The sequence below is a fragment of the Mycolicibacterium vinylchloridicum genome (assembly GCF_013404075.1).
GTDB classification, from domain to species: Bacteria; Actinomycetota; Actinomycetes; order Mycobacteriales; family Mycobacteriaceae; genus Mycobacterium; species Mycobacterium vinylchloridicum.
Genome location: NZ_JACBJQ010000062.1, coordinates 1 through 17,394, shown reverse-complemented (window position 1 = coordinate 17,394; position 17,394 = coordinate 1). Strand labels below are relative to the sequence as shown.

Annotated in this window: 14 protein-coding genes; 6 read left to right on the top strand and 8 right to left on the bottom strand. The window is 62.7% G+C overall.

Annotated features, from left to right (window positions below):
- Positions 1-27: 27 nt before the first annotated feature.
- Positions 28-1,182: an acyl-CoA dehydrogenase family protein gene (locus tag HPC46_RS29460; RefSeq protein WP_179475656.1), complete on the bottom strand. Its 1,155-nt coding sequence runs from the start codon at positions 1,180-1,182 to the stop codon at positions 28-30.
- A gap of 93 nt (positions 1,183-1,275) precedes the next feature.
- Between HPC46_RS29460 and HPC46_RS29455 the strand changes: the two genes are divergently transcribed.
- The 5 genes from HPC46_RS29455 (at position 1,276) to HPC46_RS29435 (ending at position 7,396) form a co-directional block, all read left to right on the top strand.
- Positions 1,276-2,973, top strand: coding sequence for a nitric oxide reductase activation protein NorD (locus tag HPC46_RS29455; protein ID WP_325096830.1), 1,698 nt, complete (start codon positions 1,276-1,278; stop codon positions 2,971-2,973).
- Between the two features lie 99 nt (positions 2,974-3,072).
- On the top strand, positions 3,073-3,924 hold the full coding sequence (locus HPC46_RS29450) for a CbbQ/NirQ/NorQ/GpvN family protein (RefSeq protein WP_179475655.1): 852 nt from the start codon (positions 3,073-3,075) through the stop codon (positions 3,922-3,924).
- Positions 3,925-3,988: 64 nt separating this feature from the next.
- Positions 3,989-5,125, top strand: coding sequence for a spirocyclase AveC family protein (locus tag HPC46_RS29445; RefSeq protein ID WP_179475654.1), 1,137 nt, complete (start codon positions 3,989-3,991; stop codon positions 5,123-5,125).
- Entirely contained in the window at positions 5,118-6,143 is a 1,026-nt protein-coding gene (locus HPC46_RS29440) for an SDR family oxidoreductase (protein ID WP_179475653.1), read from the top strand. Before HPC46_RS29445 ends, HPC46_RS29440 begins: the two co-directional genes overlap by 8 nt.
- A gap of 29 nt (positions 6,144-6,172) precedes the next feature.
- Positions 6,173-7,396, top strand: coding sequence for a cytochrome P450 (locus tag HPC46_RS29435; RefSeq protein WP_179475652.1), 1,224 nt, complete (start codon positions 6,173-6,175; stop codon positions 7,394-7,396).
- Here HPC46_RS29435 and HPC46_RS29430 read toward each other — a convergent pair.
- Complete coding sequence (locus tag HPC46_RS29430) at positions 7,393-8,451, bottom strand: dihydrodipicolinate synthase (RefSeq protein ID WP_179475670.1); 1,059 nt, start codon at positions 8,449-8,451, stop codon at positions 7,393-7,395. The two genes, HPC46_RS29435 and HPC46_RS29430, sit on opposite strands and share 4 nt — an antisense overlap.
- A 126-nt stretch (positions 8,452-8,577) precedes the next feature.
- Between HPC46_RS29430 and HPC46_RS29425 the strand changes: the two genes are divergently transcribed.
- Positions 8,578-9,651, top strand: a complete 1,074-nt coding sequence (locus HPC46_RS29425) for an NAD(P)H-dependent amine dehydrogenase family protein (protein ID WP_325096829.1) — start codon at positions 8,578-8,580, stop codon at positions 9,649-9,651.
- Here HPC46_RS29425 and HPC46_RS29420 read toward each other — a convergent pair.
- From HPC46_RS29420 to HPC46_RS35840, 6 genes are read right to left on the bottom strand one after another with little or no spacing between them, the layout of a single operon-like run.
- Complete coding sequence (locus HPC46_RS29420; RefSeq protein WP_179475651.1) at positions 9,608-10,699, bottom strand: phosphotransferase family protein; 1,092 nt, start codon at positions 10,697-10,699, stop codon at positions 9,608-9,610. The genes HPC46_RS29425 and HPC46_RS29420 overlap by 44 nt on opposite strands.
- The gene (locus HPC46_RS29415) at positions 10,696-11,745 is read right to left on the bottom strand and encodes a TIGR03857 family LLM class F420-dependent oxidoreductase (RefSeq protein ID WP_179475650.1); all 1,050 of its coding nucleotides are present in this window, start codon (positions 11,743-11,745) and stop codon (positions 10,696-10,698) included. Before HPC46_RS29415 ends, HPC46_RS29420 begins: the two co-directional genes overlap by 4 nt.
- Before the next feature lie 4 nt (positions 11,746-11,749).
- Positions 11,750-13,291 (bottom strand): coniferyl aldehyde dehydrogenase, encoded by a 1,542-nt coding sequence (locus tag HPC46_RS29410; protein WP_179475649.1) that lies wholly within the window; start codon positions 13,289-13,291, stop codon positions 11,750-11,752.
- Between the two features lie 3 nt (positions 13,292-13,294).
- Entirely contained in the window at positions 13,295-14,824 is a 1,530-nt protein-coding gene (locus HPC46_RS29405; RefSeq protein ID WP_179475648.1) for an acyl-CoA synthetase, read from the bottom strand.
- Positions 14,824-16,080 (bottom strand): acyl-CoA dehydrogenase family protein, encoded by a 1,257-nt coding sequence (locus HPC46_RS29400; protein ID WP_218894800.1) that lies wholly within the window; start codon positions 16,078-16,080, stop codon positions 14,824-14,826. Before HPC46_RS29400 ends, HPC46_RS29405 begins: the two co-directional genes overlap by 1 nt.
- 14 nt (positions 16,081-16,094) lie before the next feature.
- Complete coding sequence (locus HPC46_RS35840) at positions 16,095-17,216, bottom strand: acyl-CoA dehydrogenase family protein (RefSeq protein ID WP_218894799.1); 1,122 nt, start codon at positions 17,214-17,216, stop codon at positions 16,095-16,097.
- Positions 17,217-17,394 lie beyond the last annotated feature (178 nt).

Below are 17,394 nucleotides of genomic sequence, written 5' to 3'. Positions count from 1 at the left end.
CGTGCTCCTCAGTCGTTGCACCAGCGCTCATCGTCGCGGGAGACCGAGCACTCGCTGAGCGGTAATGTTCTTGTTGATCTGCGTCGTGCCGCCGGCAATTGTCAATGCGCGGGCAGTCAGTCGGTAATCGGCCCATCTAGCACTGGCCACCGGTCCTAGCACGTCGTAGGCCAGGGCGGCCAACATCTGGCCGGACTCACCCCACACCGACTTAGCCAGGCTTGCCGTCGAAAAGGCGTCCCCGCCGTGCAGCATCGCCGAAATCGAGCGTAGGCATAAGACTTCGAGAAACTTGATACGGGTGACCACCTCGCCGATACGGTGCAGAGTGATGGGATCCTGCAGCGCGGGACGATCGCCCACGCGCGCCGTTGCCAGGTCGCTGACGAGCTGTTCAAGATCAACCTGCAATTCCAAGTACAGCCGGGCCGCTGCTGCGCGTTCATAAGACAGCGTCGCGGTAGCGACCTTCCACCCTTCGTTCAACGGACCGAGCATTGCGTCGGCAGGGATGCGGACATCGGTAAAGAACACCTCGGCGAAATCCATGTCACCGTTAAGCGCAACGAGAGGCCGAACGGTGATCCCCGGCGACTTCATATCCACGAGAAAGCACGAGATCCCTTGATGTTTGGGGGCATCGGGATCAGTGCGGACGTAGAGCTGGCACCAATCGGCGCGATGGCCTAGTGACGTCCAGATCTTTTGGCCGTTGACGACGTACGCATCACCGTCCCGTATTGCCCTGGTACGCAATGACGCCAAGTCCGAACCGGATTCGGGCTCGGACATGCCCTGGCACCAGATGTCGTCTGCGCGAAGCATCCGGGGGAGCAGGTCGAGTCTCTGTGTTTCGCTGCCGTATTTCATGATTGCCGGCGCGATGTTGTTGATACCGATGATGTTCAGCGGGTTGGGGACTCGCGCACGGGTGGTTTCCTCGGCATAGACAAGCTGCTCCAGGACCGAGGCGCCACGGCCCCCGTAGGGCGTCGGCCACGCCACCGCCGCCCACCCGGCATCCGCTAGCCGCGCATTCCACTTGCGCAATAGCTCGAACGCTTGGTCATCGGCCCCAGGATGACGAGTGGCGGAAACGATGTCCTCGGTCAGATTCGCAGCGAGCCACGATCGGAGCTCCGTACGGAACTGTTCGGCTTCGGGTGAATAGGTGAAGTCCACGGGTTCCCATCTGGCTTGCTGGTGATTGACGGCAACAGACCCCTCAATCTAGGCTGAAACAGAATTCTGTTCAAGTGGTGATTTGGAGCCAAAGTGGCCGACGATGAGGCCGGAAAGCGTCTCCAGGCGTTGGGTATGTTCGCTTCTGCGCTCGCGGGCAAGGCAGTTGCCGTGATGGAGGGCGCCGACGCCGACGGGCCCTGGACCGACGGGGACGCCATCTACGTCAATCCGTCAGCCTCACCGGAGTTCACGATACGGGCGGTCGCGGTGCAGGCGTCTCTGATCGCCGCCGGCAGTCTCGATCCCGATGTGGTCCGCCCGATGGTACGACATCCCAAGCTCGCCAAACGGTACCTGGCCGTCGAAGCCCACCGCGCGCTGATGTTCAATGCCGGGTTGCTGCCAGGCGCGCTGCTCGATCTCGGAGACGCGGAAGTCGCAAGGCGAAGCGACTCGGCGACGGCCTCGTTGACACTCGCTTCGACCAAGGCTGCCCTCGCCGATGCGCCGTCGGCTTTCGGCACGATCCGCGCGAAGAAGGTGCTGGCGGCATCTCGTGACGCAGTATCAAAGGCAGACCAGGAGGCCGTGGGGCACGCGCCCCGCAAGCAGAAGGACGGCGGGGTCGATCAACTCGACGATCTCGACGAAGACAGCCTCGACGAGTCCGACGATCTCGATTTGTTCTCCAGTCCGATCGGCGGCGGTACGTTCATCGGCAGGTGGCTGTCGAAACTGCTCAAGAGCGCCCGTAAGAGCGGAGACAACAGCCTTGGGCCGCCTGGCGCCGATTCTGCTACGCATCAGACGAATTCGGCGAAGCGCGGGCGACATGCCGTGGCTTCTCTGGCCTCGGCGGACGGCGAAGGTGTCAACGACTTCGAACCGACTGACTTCATGTATCCGGAATGGGACGCCGGCAAGAACGTCTATAAGCCCAACTGGTGCACGGTGCGCGAGGTGGAACCGCGGATTAAGCCCTTCGCCACACAGGCGATCGAGGGCGCGATCACCGTCCGCAAGCCGCTCGCACGGCTCGGTATGGGGTTGCATCGGCGCCGACGTCAGGCGCAGGGCGACGACATCGACATCGACGCTGCGATCGAGGCGCGGGTGGAGGTGATGGCCGGCTCGGTGCCCGATGAGTCGGTGTACATAGACACCGTGCGGCGCCGACGCGACCTCTCGGTCCTGCTGTTGTTGGACGTGTCGGGCTCGACCGCCGAGGCCGGGACTCTGGGCCGTACCGTGCACCAACAGCAACGCGCTGCGGCGGCGCATCTCATGATCGCCCTACACGATCTCGGTGACCGGGTGTCGCTTTATGCGTACTGCTCGCAAGGACGAACTGCGGTCACGATGACGCCGATCAAACGTTTCAACGATCACCTTGACGCACAGGTCTTCAGAAAGCTGAATAGCCTCGAACCTGGCTCCTATTCCCGCCTCGGCGCGGCCATCCGACATGGATCAGCGGTTCTTGAGGCGCGCGGCGGCACCTCTAGACGGCTGCTGGTGGTGGTGTCCGACGGGTTGGCTTACGACCATGGCTACGACCGCCGTTCCGGCGCCGCCGACGCACGCCGAGCGCTCATCGAGGCGCGTCGACGCGGTACCGGTTGTGTATGCCTGACGATCGGTGCCGACACCGATGCAGCATCGCTTCGCCGGGTGTTCGGAAGCGCGGCGCATATGACGATTGCGCGACCCGACCAGCTCGGCGGCGCGATTGGTCCGTTGTTTCGCTCAGCGGTTCGCTCGGCAGAAGTCCGGCGGCGCGTGTCGTGACCGGCAGTCTCGAGAATGTCCGTTTACACACCTTGAAACAGAATTCTGTTTTGGGCTACCATCCATCGATCGCCTCCAGGCGGAGGGCGGAAGGATTTCATGACCAACGAGCTGACAACCGCGTCGCGGAACGGGGCATCCGACATATCACCCTCGGATCGTCCGTACTACCGGTCAGTGGGCAACGAGGAGGCCGTTTTCAAGGCGGCGTTCCGCCAAGGGCTTTCGGTCATGCTGAAGGGGCCAACCGGTTGTGGAAAGACCCGCTTCGTCGAAGCCATGGCGTACGACCTCGGCCGGCCGTTGATCACTGTGGCGTGTCATGACGACCTCACCACCGCTGACCTCGTCGGCCGCTACCTGTTGCGTGGCGACGAGACCGTGTGGGTCGACGGCCCGTTGACGCGCGCCGTGCGCGAAGGCGCGCTGTGTTACCTCGACGAGGTGGTCGAGGCGCGGCAGGACACCACCGTTGTCCTCCACCCCCTTGGCGATCACCGTCGGCAGTTGCCGATCGAACGGCTCGGTGTGACGCTCGATGCAGCCCCAGGATTCGGCTTGGTTGTCTCCTACAACCCTGGTTACCAAAGCGTGCTCAAAGATCTCAAGGATTCGACGCGCCAGCGGATGGTGGCGATCGACTTCTCCTACCCCAGTCCCGACATCGAAGAGGGCCTCGTCATACACGAGTCCGGAGTCGACCGCTCGACAGCTGCAGATCTGGTGCGCTTCGGGCAGGCCATCCGCAAGCTCGAGACCGGAGGCCTCCGTGAGGTTGCCTCGACCCGTGTGCTCATTGCGGCCGCCCAGTTGATCGTTGAGGGCCTGACAGTGAGGGAAGCTGCCCGCGCAGCGATCGCGGGACCGCTTACCGACGACGCTGGTGTGAGCCGCGGCTTGAACGAAATGATCGATGTCTACCTGGGTGATCCGACCGGGCAGACCGGTTGACAGTCGAATGTCCGGATGCCAGAAGTGATCTGGTGTCAATCTCTCCGAAAGAAAAGGTGATGCGATGACGACAGGTGGAACCACGTCACTCGAACCCGAGGAAAAGTCGTCAGGTCGTTCTCAGGGAGTGAACTGGGGGCGATGGATCAGCGGCCTGGCGGTCATTGCCTTCGCAGGGCTTTTCGTGGCTGTGTCGAGAACGGAACTTGCACCGCGCGTTGCCAATCCGAACGTTCAGGGAAGGCCGCGCCCAGTCGATTTCACCGTTGGGGACTGGTGGATCCCGGTCTACCAGTGGGCTATCTTGGGTCTGCTCTTGGGGATGATCGTGGCTTTCTGTGTCGCTTGGCGGCGAAATCCCGGTCACCCAGTTCTCTTGATGGCCATCTGCACGACACTGATCGTGTGGCAGGACCCGATCATGAACTGGGCGCCCTTCGCGGTGTACAACCCAGACTGGCTTCACTGGCCCGAAGATTGGCCGCTGATCTCGATGTCGCCAACGGTTGAGCCGTTCTTCGTATTCTCCTATGCGATCTTCTATCTCGTCCCGTACTTCCCCGGCATCTGGATCACACGCAAACTTCAGGCCAAGGGTGGACCGGAATCCTTCGCTGCGCGGCATCCTCTGATCACCCTCGCATTGGTGGTCTTGGTCGTGGGATTTGTCTACGACATGGTCATGGAAATTGTCTTTATCCGCACCGGGATGTACATCTACAGCCAGGTCATTCCCTTTGGATCACTCTGGCCGGGCACCACTTTCCAGTTCCCACTGATATGGGAGTCTTTGGGCGTCACCTTTGTCATGATCCCCGCCGCGATCCTTTGCTATCGCGATGACACGGGTAAGTCGGTCGCTGAGAAGCTGGCGGCGAAGGCGAAGCTCTTCCCGGCGAAGCCTGTGCTGGGCACGTTCCTGGTCATGTTTGTGATTACCAACGTTTCCTACTTCGTCTACGGAGGATGGTTCTGGGCCATCAAGGCCAGCGGAGCCGCGACGGCCGTCGCCTGTCCTTGGCCGTACCCAGAGGCCAAAGTGTATGACCCTCAAGGCTATTACGAGAAAGAAGGTGCGGTGGGACCCTACTCTGTCGGCAAGTGGGCTACCTGGCAGAGCGGCGTGCCGAACGGGCGGCCCGATGTGGAAGCGCCACCGGCGGGGCAGGGTGCCTGTGCCCCCAAGGAGCCGAATGGCTGAGCAACGCACGGTCGTCATCACTGGAGCCTCGCGAGGGTTGGGTTTCGCATCCGCAGTCCGGCTCTACAACGAGGGCTGGCGTGTGGTCGCGGCAATGCGCTCACCCGACCAAGGTGTCGCCCTCCTTCGTGATGCGACCGGAGCTGGTCCCGACGACGGTCGTCTTGTCGGCGTTCGTCTCGACCTGATGAACGAGGAGTCGATCTGTGCAGCGGCCGAGCAGATCGAAGCATTGGTTGGCGCGCCATATGCATTGGTCCACAACGCCGGAATCGCCTCGATCGGGATGTCGGAGGAGCTTGATCAAGACCTCTGGAGCAGTATGCTCGCGACTCACCTGACGGGTCCGGTTGCGCTGACCAAAGCGCTGTTACCCGTGATGCGCGCCGCCGGTCGAGGTCGGATCGTTCTGGTATCAAGTGCCGGTGGCGTGCGCGGCCAGCCGGGAATCGCAGCATACTCGGCGGCGAAGGGTGCTCTCGAGCGGTGGGGCGAGTCAATGGCAACGGAGATCTCGCCGTTCGGACTTGGAGTGACGGTCCTGGTGGCTGGCGCCTATGACACCGACATCATCGATGATCGCGCGCCGGGCTATCCCGACTACCGGATTTGGGACGGCCCCTACTCGCCCATTCATCACACGATGGACGTGCGGGGCCATTTCGCCATGAGATTCGCTCGACCCCCAACGCGCTTCACCGACGGATTGGTGAAGGCTCTCAACGACCGTGCACCATTTCGCAGACGTTCTGCGGGACCTGACGCGGCAATGCTGATGGTCTTCAACAGGGTTCTGCCAACAGCCGCTATGCATCATATGGCCCGGGCGGTGATGGGGATACCGCGTCAGGGAGCGCTAAGGGCCGGCGCGCCTCAGCTGACCGCGACGCAGCGATTGATGGTGCGGGTGATGGGCAGTCTTCCGCCGCCTGTAATGAACCGGCTGATCGTGTTGGCTACTTGGCTCGCACCAAACCGGCCCTCATCGCCCTCGGCGCCAAGCGCGCAAGACAGCTAGCACAATGTACAGAAAGCAGGGATAGGCCGATGAGTGAAGTAGAAGATGTAGTAGACGATTTGAGCGACGCGTGGGCGTTCGATGAAGCGGTTACGGGCAACGTGCGCGATCCTTACCCCGAGTTCGAGCGCTTTCGTGCCGAAGAGCCAGTCCAGCGGATCGACCTCTCGGTCATGCCGGGTGAGGAAGGAAAGCCGCTCTTCGTCGTCTACCGGTTCGAAGAAGCCCAGCAATTGCTACGCGACAACGAAACATTCTCGTCATCGATCATCTTGTCGGCCTACGGAGAGGCACTCGGCAAACGCGTCATGCTGGGCATGGATGAGCCGGAGCACGGACGACACCGCGCTCTTGTCGCGAAGGCCTTCTCGCAGAAGGGTCTTGCCCGGTTCCAAGACGAGCTCGTCGCCCGCGTGGCCAATGACCTGATCGACAAGATGGCCCCCAACGGGAAAGCCAATCTCGTCAAGGAGTTCACGTTCCCTTATCCCACTCGAGTCATCGCTGGCCTCCTGGGTCTACCGGAAGAAGATTTCCTGCGCTTCCAAAAGTGGTCCCTCGCGTTACTCAGTTACGCGCTCAATCCGGAGCGAGGGCTGGAAGCGTCGAAGACGTTGGTGGAGTACTACCGGCCGATACTCGCCGCGCGGCGCGAGGATCCGCGCGACGACCTCATCAGTCGCCTAGCCGTGGCGGAGATCGACGGCGAACGGTTGGAGGACGAAGAGATCTTCTCGTTCCTCCGGCTGCTGCTGCCGGCCGGTGTCGAAACCACTTACCGTTCGCTGGGGAATCTGTTGTTCGCCTTGCTGTCGAATGAAGACCAGCTTGATGCGATCCGAAAAGATCGCGATCTCATCCCCCAGGCCATCGAAGAAGGGGTGCGCTGGGATGCCCCTCTGCTGAGCATCATTCGCGTCGCGACCTGCGACACGGAACTTGGTGGCGTGCACATTCCCGAAGGGTCGTCGGTGATGCCGATGCTCGGCTCGGCCAACCATCAGGGTGAGCGATTCGATGATCCCGACACGTTCGACATCTTCCGTCCGGCAAAGTCGAATCTGGCGTGGGGTAACGGCACCCACGTATGCCTAGGTATGCATCTCGCGCGTCTGGAGATCCGGACCGCTATCAACTTGTTGCTGGATCGGCTCCCGAATCTGCGGCTTGACCCGGACGCCGATGATCCGCACATCCGCGGCCAGGTATTCCGATCGCCGACGGCGCTGCCTGTGCTGTTCGACAAGGCCTAGTGCGGGGGAGTCCATGCGCCGAACACCGGCGCGGAGACAATGCCCGGCGGCGACGCGAGTACATACCGGATTGCGTTGATCGCGCTCATGCCGATCATCAAGTGTCCGGGATTGGTGCCGTCCAACATGGGCGGCACCTCGCCCCACGACATGTTCAATGCCAGGTCGAAGTTGGGCACCCCGCGGATCTGCACCCGGATCAGCGGAACCGTCTCACCCGGGCTCGGCGCCGACAAGTTCCACTGTGGTAGATCGTAGGTGGCGATCCACTCTTCGTGGATTGCCAAGAAGTCATGTCCGCGCCATTGGCCATACCAGGAAAGGCGCTGTCCGACAACAGTTCCTGCCTTGATCGTGCCTGCGGCAACGTTGAGGTCGTGGGGGAGGGTGGTGGTGTCGACGGCCACTGTTATCCCGTCTAGCTCGATGCCGAGGACATCCGCCGTTGCGTTGAGCGCCTGCCGATACGCCATGTCGAGTTTGCCGACGATGGGGGATTCGACGGTGATCTCCTCGGGTCTGCGGCCCATGCCCATCAGGTCGAACATCATCTGCGGGCTCGCGATGGCCGATACGTCGACTGCCTCGTACAGATCGATGCGGTCGATGTGCTTGCTGAGCCCGGTTACCGTTGTCACCAGGCGCTCCATCATGAAACCCGGATTTTCGCCGGCAGCGTGAAATCTGGACCCGCCTTTCATGCAGGCATCGACGAACTTGGTCTCCACGTCGGCTCCGTACGTCGGCAGGTGGTTATAGGAGGTCGTCGAGATAACGCTCGAACCCGACGCCAGCAGACGCGTGATGTCCTCGACGTTGGTCTCGACGGGATATGCCTTGCTTGCGGCATGGATCACCACGTCGGCGCCGAGGGCGAAGATCGTTTCCTTGTCGGCGGTCGTCAGCACCCCGGTGTCGGGCATTCCGCACAGGGTGCCCGCGTCGAGGCCCGCCTTGGCCGGGTCATAGACCAACACGCCGACCAGTTCGTAGTCCGGATGTTCGATCAACTCCTGCAACTGTGGCAGGCCGACCGCGCCGGTGGCCCACTGCACGACTCGAATCGTCACCGTCGATTCCTCTCGATTAGATGCCGAGTAATTCAACCTACAGTCTGTACGTTGACCCGCGCCAAGGGGTAAGTTCCACCGCGTCAACTGGGATTGAGGAGGTAGACCGAGGTGTCCACCGGGCCGACTAAACCGCGTGTCATTCAATGGGCCACGGGCCAGACCGGGATGTTCGCCCTGCGAAATCTGCTGGACAGCAACGATTACACGCTGACCGGCGTGCGTGTGTACGACAGCGCCAAAGTCGGGATCGACGCCGGAGCGCTGTGCGGCCGTGCCGACATCGGACTCCCCACCACCGACGACCGGGACGCACTGATCGCCAGCCAGGCCGATATCGTGCTCTACATGGGTAAGGTCGAGACCGATACCCCCGGCTGTCTCGCCGATGTATGTGAACTGCTCGCGTCGGGTAAAGATGTCATCGCGACCGGTAGCCGGTTCACTCACCCCCGGTCGATGGATGCCGGCATGGCCGAGGCCATCGAAGCTGCCTGCGCCCAAGGGAATGCCACCTTTCTCGGGCTCGGACTGTTTCCGGGTTTCTACGGCGAGATATTGGCACCGGTGCTGTCCCGGCTGACGCAGACAACATCCCGGATCAGCGTGCGCGAGGTGATCAACTACGCGACCTACGCGAGTGCCGACCTCATGTTCGACACCATGGGGTTCGCCCACCTGCCAGAGGACAAGTCACCCGCGCTGGCCAACGAGGAGTATGCGGCGGCGGTATGGATAGGCACGGCGACGATCCTGGCGCATGCACTCGGGCTGAGGATCGACAGCGTCGAGGGGTACCGGCACGTCGCCACCACACCCCGTGATCTCGAGGTCGCGGCCGGCCGAATCCCTGCTGGCACCGTCGCCGCGATGCGTTTCGGCGTCAGTGTCACATGCGGCGACACCAGGATTGACGTCGAGCACCTCACCCGGATGGCCGATGACATCGCACCGGACTGGCCCAGTGAGATCGGCTACGAGATCTGCTACGAGGGTGAGCCCAACATTCGGGTGCACATGGTTGTCGGGGCCGAGGGTGAAGATCATTCGGAACAGGGATGTCTGGCAACCGCCATGCACGCGGTGAACGCGATCCCCGCCGTGCTCGCTGCAGGCCCTGGCCTCTATGACCTATCGACGATCAGGCCGTTTGTGCGTCGGCCTCAATCAGCTCCAAGGTCCTGAGGTCGCGTATCGCCGCGCAGGATCGCTTCAGCGTGTGCACGAACATTGCATCGCCACGCTCGGTCGGGGTGGCAGTCGCGCATCCGAGTATCGAGATCAGCGGTGGCTGCAGCATCCCGATGCGGTAGTCACGCCAACAAGTCTCGCGGTCGTAGTTGGTGACTCCATGTCCTAAGAGCGCGGCATGATAATGGTCGATCAGGCTCTCCTCGGTGGCGCGCCGGACGTCCGTCTGCAAGCTGGATGCCGTGAAATATGCGACATCGCGGCTGGGTAGCCCGACGCTGATCGTCTGCCAGTCGACAATGGTGACCGTGTTTCGAATGGGGTGAAACATCAGGTTATCGGCGCGAAAGTCGCCGTGCATCAGCGAGTATCGCGGCTGCGCGACGAGCCAGGACGCCACCGCCGCCATGCTGGTCCGCAGGGTGTCGTGGTCTTCAGGACTGAGATGTTCACCGAGCCGGCTCAGGACGACATCGGTAAGGGCTTCGGCCGCTGCGCCCATCATCTGGGCGGCCCCGACATCGCCGGGTTTAGGCATGATGAACTCCGGCACATCCAGCCACCTGGGGTCACACCAGCTCGGTCCATGAAGGCCGGCAATGGCCGCCATCACATTCTTGGCCTGCGCATCCGAGCAGCCGCCGATCTGGTCGCCCTGCACCGCGGGGTCGAGGTCGGACAGCAGCAACGCGAAATCAGCACCATTGTCACTGATGTCGTGATGGAAGCACTGGGGGATAGGCACTTTCACGGTTGGCGCCACTTTGCCGTAGAACGCCACCTCGCTCCGGTAGCCGAGGGAAAGGCCGGCACGCAACGCCACATCCTCGGCGGGCAGCTTTACGACGACTGTCTCGGGCAACGTCGGGTTCGGTTCGGTGTAGGCCGGCGTGGCCCGATAGGTCGATCCGGCTTGTCCGGTTCCGATGCGCTGCAGAGTCAGGTCGGAGATCTCGACCGGGTCCCCCGGTTTACTCAACGCGGCCGCCAACCAGGTGGCGGTGACATCTGACAACGTATGGGGTAGAGCAATTTCCGTCATTCGGCCGCCCGATACGCTTTGATCACCGGTTCGAGTTCGGCCGGTGTTGCGCCATGAGTGATGACGCAGTCGGCACCGAATTCGAGTTCTTGGCGCACCCGCGCGGCGCATTGCGTTGGCGAGCCGGTCGCCGATGCGCCGAGCCACTCGTCGGGGATCAGCGTCGCGATATGTTCGATCTGCTCGGCTGTTGCCTTCGCGTCGATGGCCCCCGCCACGGAGGTCACCACCGGATCTTCCCTAAAGCGTGCCAGCACACTGGGATCCCAGCGGTTGGTAGACACGAGCAGGTCGCCATACGCCTGCAGATAGGTGGCTAGTCGCGCGACAGTCTTCTTGAGTCGTAGTTGCTCGGGGAGATGGTCACCGACCGTTGCCAGGCACGACCAGACTCGCACCTTGTCCGGATCCCGCCCGGCCTGCTCGGCGGCTTGTTTGACGGTGCGCACGCAGCGCTGCAACGTGTCTGGCGTGAAGAAGGTGTGCAGCACGACGTCGTCGAACGCCCGCCCCCCGAGGGCAAGCGTCTGCGGCCCGAACGCGACCAGGCCCAGCCGGATGTCCTCGTTGAAATCAGGGTCCAGCACCAGGATCGGGTACTTCCCCATGGGGCCGTCGTGGTCGACGATGAACTCGCCCTTCCACAGCCGTCGCATGACACCGGCAAAATCCTCGAGTTGCGCGGTGGTCGCCGCCGACACCCCCAGCGCGCTGTATTGGGGCACGCCGCGGCCCAGACCAAGGATAAAGCGCCCACCGGAAAGCCGGTGGCAGGTCACCGCCATCGACGCGGTGATCAGCGGGTGGCGCGTATTGAAATTCGTTGCAGCCGTGCCGATGTGCATTCGGCTCGTCACGGCGCAGGCTGCGCCCGACTGCGCGCCCGCCTCCTTGTACGACGTCCACCGTTCGGCGAACCAGCCCGTGCCGAAGCCGAGAGCCTCACCTTCGCGAGCTTCGTCCATCAGAGTGGCAGGGCCTTCGCCGCCCGCGCCGGCCAGCAGGTAGAAGCCGAGCTCGTCAAGTGCCCGTTCGTGGTCAGCCATGGTGCTATCGACCTCTCTGCCGCATTGGAACTGTGATCAGGCCGTCACGAGTCGGACTTTGTGACTGCTGAAATCGTGCAAGCCGTCGACGAGCCTTCCGCCGCGTCGACCAGACCGAGAACTTGGCCATCGCCGTCTTGGAGCGAGAGTAGGGCGGCGCGGCCAGGCCCGTGAAACTGAATGGAAGCGCGGAACCGACAACGGGACGGTGGTGGCTGAACGCGTCGAATCCGGCCTTTCCGTGGTATGCGCCCATGCCACTTTTGCCGACGCCGCCGAACGGGGTCTGCGGAAAGGCCATGTGCAGAGCGAAGTCGTTGCGCGACACCCCACCGCTTCGTGTGCGTTTGACGAGGTGCCGGAAGTCGTCGTTGTCGTCGCCGTACCAGTAGATGGCCAGAGGTGATGGACGCTCGTTGATGTAGGTGATCACCTCGTCGAGCTCGCGGTAGCCCATCACGACCAGCAGCGGGCCGAATATTTCATCGGAGGCGATACGCATACTGCCGTCCACATTCGTCACCAGAGCCGGGGCGATTTTGCGGGTCGCCCTGTCCGGCAACGTTTCCCCGGGTGGAGCAATAGAGATGATGTGCGCTCCCTTCTCCCGGGCGTCCTCAAGCAGACCCAGCACCCGTTCGTAGTTCGCGTCGTTGACTGACGATGTGAAGTCGGGCGAGTTGACGACGGACGGCAGCATTCGACGAATTGCTGCGCTCGCCGCCTGACAGAATTCTTCGACGCGCTCGGTGGGGACGAAGACGTAATCGGGGCATAGACAGACCTGGCCGCCGTTGACCAGCCGTGCGTTGGCGATGCGACCCGCGTATCGGTCGATATCGGCGTTCTGCCCCATGACGACCGGATTCTTGCCGCCGAGCTCCAACGTCACCGGGACCAGGTGCTCAGATGCTGCGCGCTGGATGAGGCGTCCCACGGATGGGGAGCCGGTAAAGAACAAGTGGTCGAATGGCAGAGCCGCGAATTGCGCCCCGACTTCGATCGGACCGACCACGACGTCCAATTCGGACGGGTCGAAGTAGCGTGCGGCCAGATCTGCGAACACCTCTGCGGTGTGCGATGTGACTTCCGACATCTTGATCATGACGCGATTTCCGGCGGCGAAGGCTTCCGCCGCGGGCAGTGCGACCAGGTTCACCGGAAAGTTCCAGGGCCCGATGATGCCGACGACGCCCTTCGGCGAGGGCTCCACCTCGGCGCGCACCCCGAACAGTCGGTACCCCGGTAGCGCCCGGCGCGGGCGCATCCAGCGCTCCAGATTGTTGCGGGTGTACTCGATCGTCGAACCGATCCCCACGATCTCGGTCATCACCGATGCGACCGGCGAGCGGGACCCATAGTCCGCCAGCATGGCCTGTGCGAGTGCATCGGCGTTCTCGAACAGGAGCGCCACCAGGCGGTCGATGCGATGCCGCCGGACGGCGGCCGAGGGTGGTCCCTCGGCTAGGAAAGCCTGTTGCTGGAGAAGGAGTCTGGACCTCAAGCTGTTCTCAGGTTCCGACGACTTTCCGTCTCCGAGGGCCATGCGTCAGCCTCGCTGGGTGAGGTACGGGTCACGCAGCTCCGCCTTGCGGAGCTTTCCTGCCGGTGTGCGCGGCAGTTGATCGCGGAAGTCGATCGAGCGTGGACACTTGAAGGTCGCCAGGCGCGCCCGGGTGAACTCGATCAACTCTTCGGCGAGCGCGGGTGTCGCGGTGGCAGATGGCGTGAGTTGCACCGCGGCCTTCACCTCTTCGCCGAACTCCGGGTGCGGGACGCCGAACACAGCGACGTCGGCGACCGCCGGATGAAGAATCAACAGGTCCTCGGCTTCCCGAGGATAGATATTGACCCCGCCCGAGATGATCATGAATTCCTTGCGATCGGTCAGGTAGAGATATCCGTCGTGATCGAGGTAACCGATATCTCCCATCGTCGACATGTCACCGTTGCGGCGGGAACGTGTGGTCTTGTCCGGGTCACCCTTGTAGACGAAATCGGGGTCGCCACTGAAATAGACGGTGCCGACCTCGCCAACAGCCGCGGCTGTATCGGTTTCCTCGTCGATGATGTGGATGGGGCCGGTCAGCGATTGGCCGACTGAACCGGGGTGTTCGAGCCACTGCTCGGAGTTGATCATTGTGAACCCGCCGGCATCTGTGCCCCCGTAGTACTCCACGAGGATCGGCCCCCACCAATCGATCATCTGTCGCTTGATCTCCGGTGGGCAGGGCGCACCCGCGTGCAGTGCGGTCCGATGAGACGACAGATCTCGTGCTTCGCGTTCAGAGCTATCCAGGCCGAGCATGCGCACGAACATCGTTGGCACCCACTGACTGTGCGTGACGCGGTATGTTTCGATCGCACGCAGCGCTTCGCGGGCTTCGAACTTCTCCATCATCACCACGGTCGCTCCCGCCCGGTGCGCTGCGGTAGTGAAATTCAGCGGAGCGGCGTGGTACTGCGGGGCAGGCGAGAGGTAGGTCGCGCTTTCGTCGATGCCGAACAGCGCTGCAAGCCCGTATGAGGCGAGATCCAGGTCGCCCGGCTTCGTGTCGGGAAGCGGCCGAAGCACGCCCTTGGGTCGCCCGGTAGTGCCGGACGTGTACAACATCGCCGAACCGGACGACTCCTCGGCCGGATCTCCGTCGAAAGCTACAGCTGCTTCGTAGGACTCGAAGCCGTCGATGACCCCGTCGGCCATCAGGCGAGTGGTCAACTTCTGCGCCGCGCTCCAGTCGAGCTCGGCGACGAGGTCACGCTGAGCGGCCGATGTGATAAGCAGCTTTGCTTCGCAATCGCTAACGATATAGGCGATCTCATCCTGCTTCAGATGCCAGTTGACGGGAGTGACATAGATCCCGGAACGCAATGCGGCCCAGAGCATTTCAAAGTAACGGGCGTCGTTATGCAACAAAATTGCGATATGGTCGCCGCGCTCGACTCCCCGCGCACGAAAGAATCCCGCCAATCGGCGCGAGCGCTCATCCAACTCTCGGTAGGTCACCGTGAGTCCCGAACCCGCCATAATGACGGCCGGATGGTCGGGCTTGATCGTGGCCCAGTGTCCCGGATACATCAGCCGACTCGGTGGTTCCAGTTGCGCGCGGCGCTGACCACGTCGGCGAAGGGCGTGGTGCTGTCGAAACTGGGTTCACGCGGAAGTCCGAGAACGCGTTCACCGATTCCGTTGCGCTGCACCTCGTTTGTTCCGCCACCGATCGAGGCGATCCTGCCTGTGAGGTATTCATCGACGACGTGCTGCGCTTCTAAGTCACCGTCGTCCCAGGCGGTGGTGGCGGCGCCGCCGATTTCCATTGCAAGCCGGACCCGTTGCGGTACGAGGGTGCCGCCAGCCAGTTTGATGTATGCCGCGACTGCCGGATTCGGTGTCGCCGACGCCATTAGTGCGGCGAACAAACGCTTTCCCAGGTGGTGTTGCGCATAATCGTTGATATGTGCCCGCGCGATTGCCTGCCTCGCGATTGGATCCCCGAGACGATTGACCTTGCGCGCCAATGCCACCAAATCCGGCGCCAGCTCCCGAGGCTCGGAAACCATGAAGCCTTCGCCGGCGCGCCGCTCGTAGACCAGCATCGTTTGTGCCACCGACCAACCGTCGTTGATCTGGCCGATGATGTCGGTGTCGGAGACGATGACATCATCAAGCGTCTCTTCGCAAAATCCGGCATTGCCGTCGACCAAGACGATGGGACGGATCGCTACGCCCTTGGCTGAGGTCGGTACCGCGAACCAGGTCAAGCCACGGTGTTTGCTCACATGCCAATCGGTTCGGGCAAGACACATCGCGTAGTCCGCGTTCTCTGCTCCCGTGGTCCAGATCTTCGAGCCACGTATCACCCAGTTCTCACCGTCGCGGGTCGCCCGCGTCCGGATACCGGCCAGGTCGGACCCCGCCTCGGGCTCAGAGTAAAACTGGCACCACAGTGCCTCGCCTGCGAGCATCTTCGGGATGTGACGTTCTAAGAATGCCGGCGTGGCATGCGCAAGCATGGACCGACCGATCGGACCGAACGTGACCAGGCCGACAGCGCCGAAGTCCGGCGTCACGTAACTCGAGGACTCCTCGGTGAAGACACGTTCATGCGCCTCCGACAGGCCCCGGCCACCATAGGCCTCGGGGTAAGAGATTCCCGCCCACCCCGCGTCGAACAGCGTGCGTTGCAACTTGCGGCTGCGAGTGATTTCCTCCGGTGTCCTGGCCTCGGCCGCCGAGACGCCCGTATCGCGCGTGTAGCGGCGCTCGAGATTGGATTCGATCCACTTGCGTGCGTCGCGGCGGAACTGGTCGAGATCAACTTGCGCCTCGGTCACTGTGTTCACTCCGATCAGATTCCGCCGAGCTGGCACACACGTTCGCGATGCCATACCGGATCCCCGAACAAAGCAGCGTCGGTGGTGACCCGCCGGACAAACAGGTGCTGGTCATGCTCCCAAGTCAGGCCGATACCGCCTAACACCTGCGTGCAGTTCGACGCGATCTCGATGCCTGCGTCGCCCACCAACGCTTTGGCCATACTCGCAGCCTGATCACCGCTCTCGTCGTCGCGACCGAGGGCGTCGGCGGCTGCCATGACGACAGACTGGCCTAGCTCGAGCGACAGACTGGAGTCCACCAGCAGGTGCTTGATCGCCTGAAATGAGCCAATCGGTCGTCCAAACGCAATGCGGTCCTTGGCATATTGAATGGTCCGGTCGAGTGACACGGACACCGCGCCGGTGGTCTGCGCCGCCGTTAGCACCGATGCCAGCGCGAGTTGCCGACTGACGAGACGGGCCGCCGAATCCGGATCACCGACCATGTCGGATCGGCGAACGGGCGTGCCTGTGAACTCGACATCGGCGAGGTCTCGGGTCAGGTCAAGCGATCGTTTGTTCCGGACGCTGACGCCGTCGGCGTCGACCGGGATCATGAACTGAACGGGGCCGTCCGCCGACGCCGCGGTGACGAGTATCCATGAAGCCCAGCCAATGTCCTGGATCAGCGATTTGTGTCCTCGCAGCTCGTAGCCCCACTGCGTCGGAGTAGCCCGCACCCCGGCGTCCGACCCTTGTCCACCGCCGCCCGCCGCCACCCAAACTGCGCCCCCTTCGCCCGACAGGAGCGCGGGTATGAGCAGTTCCTTCTGCTGGTCGCTCCCCGCGGCTGCGAGTGCGTAGGCGGCGACATTGGTCGCGACATAGGGGCCCGGCTGCAAGGCGGCGCCCAGTTTACTGGCGATCAGCGTCGCATCGACCACACCGTTGTCCGATGCACTTCCTCCGCCGAGCGATTCTGCGACCAGCATGGAGAACCAGCCGAGTTCGGCGCCCTGACGCCAGTAGCGGGTGCGGAAGTCGGGATCGCGGTGAATGCCATCACGCAGCCGCGTGACCGGGCACTCCTTGGCGGCGAACTTCGCCGTCTCGTCCAGCACCGCCCGCTGGTCGTCGGTGACTACTTCATCCACGGAAGTTCCTGCTCCTGACTGATGCCATCGTAGTCTGTCGAGATCGAGTGGTCAGGGCAGTGCGATGGTGGCGGTTCCGGGTGTGGTGGCTTCGTCGTTTTGGTTGAGGACGTCGATGTCGAGCACGACGAGGTTGCGTCCGTTTTCGGTCTTCTTTTCGCTGACTACCGCTTTGGTG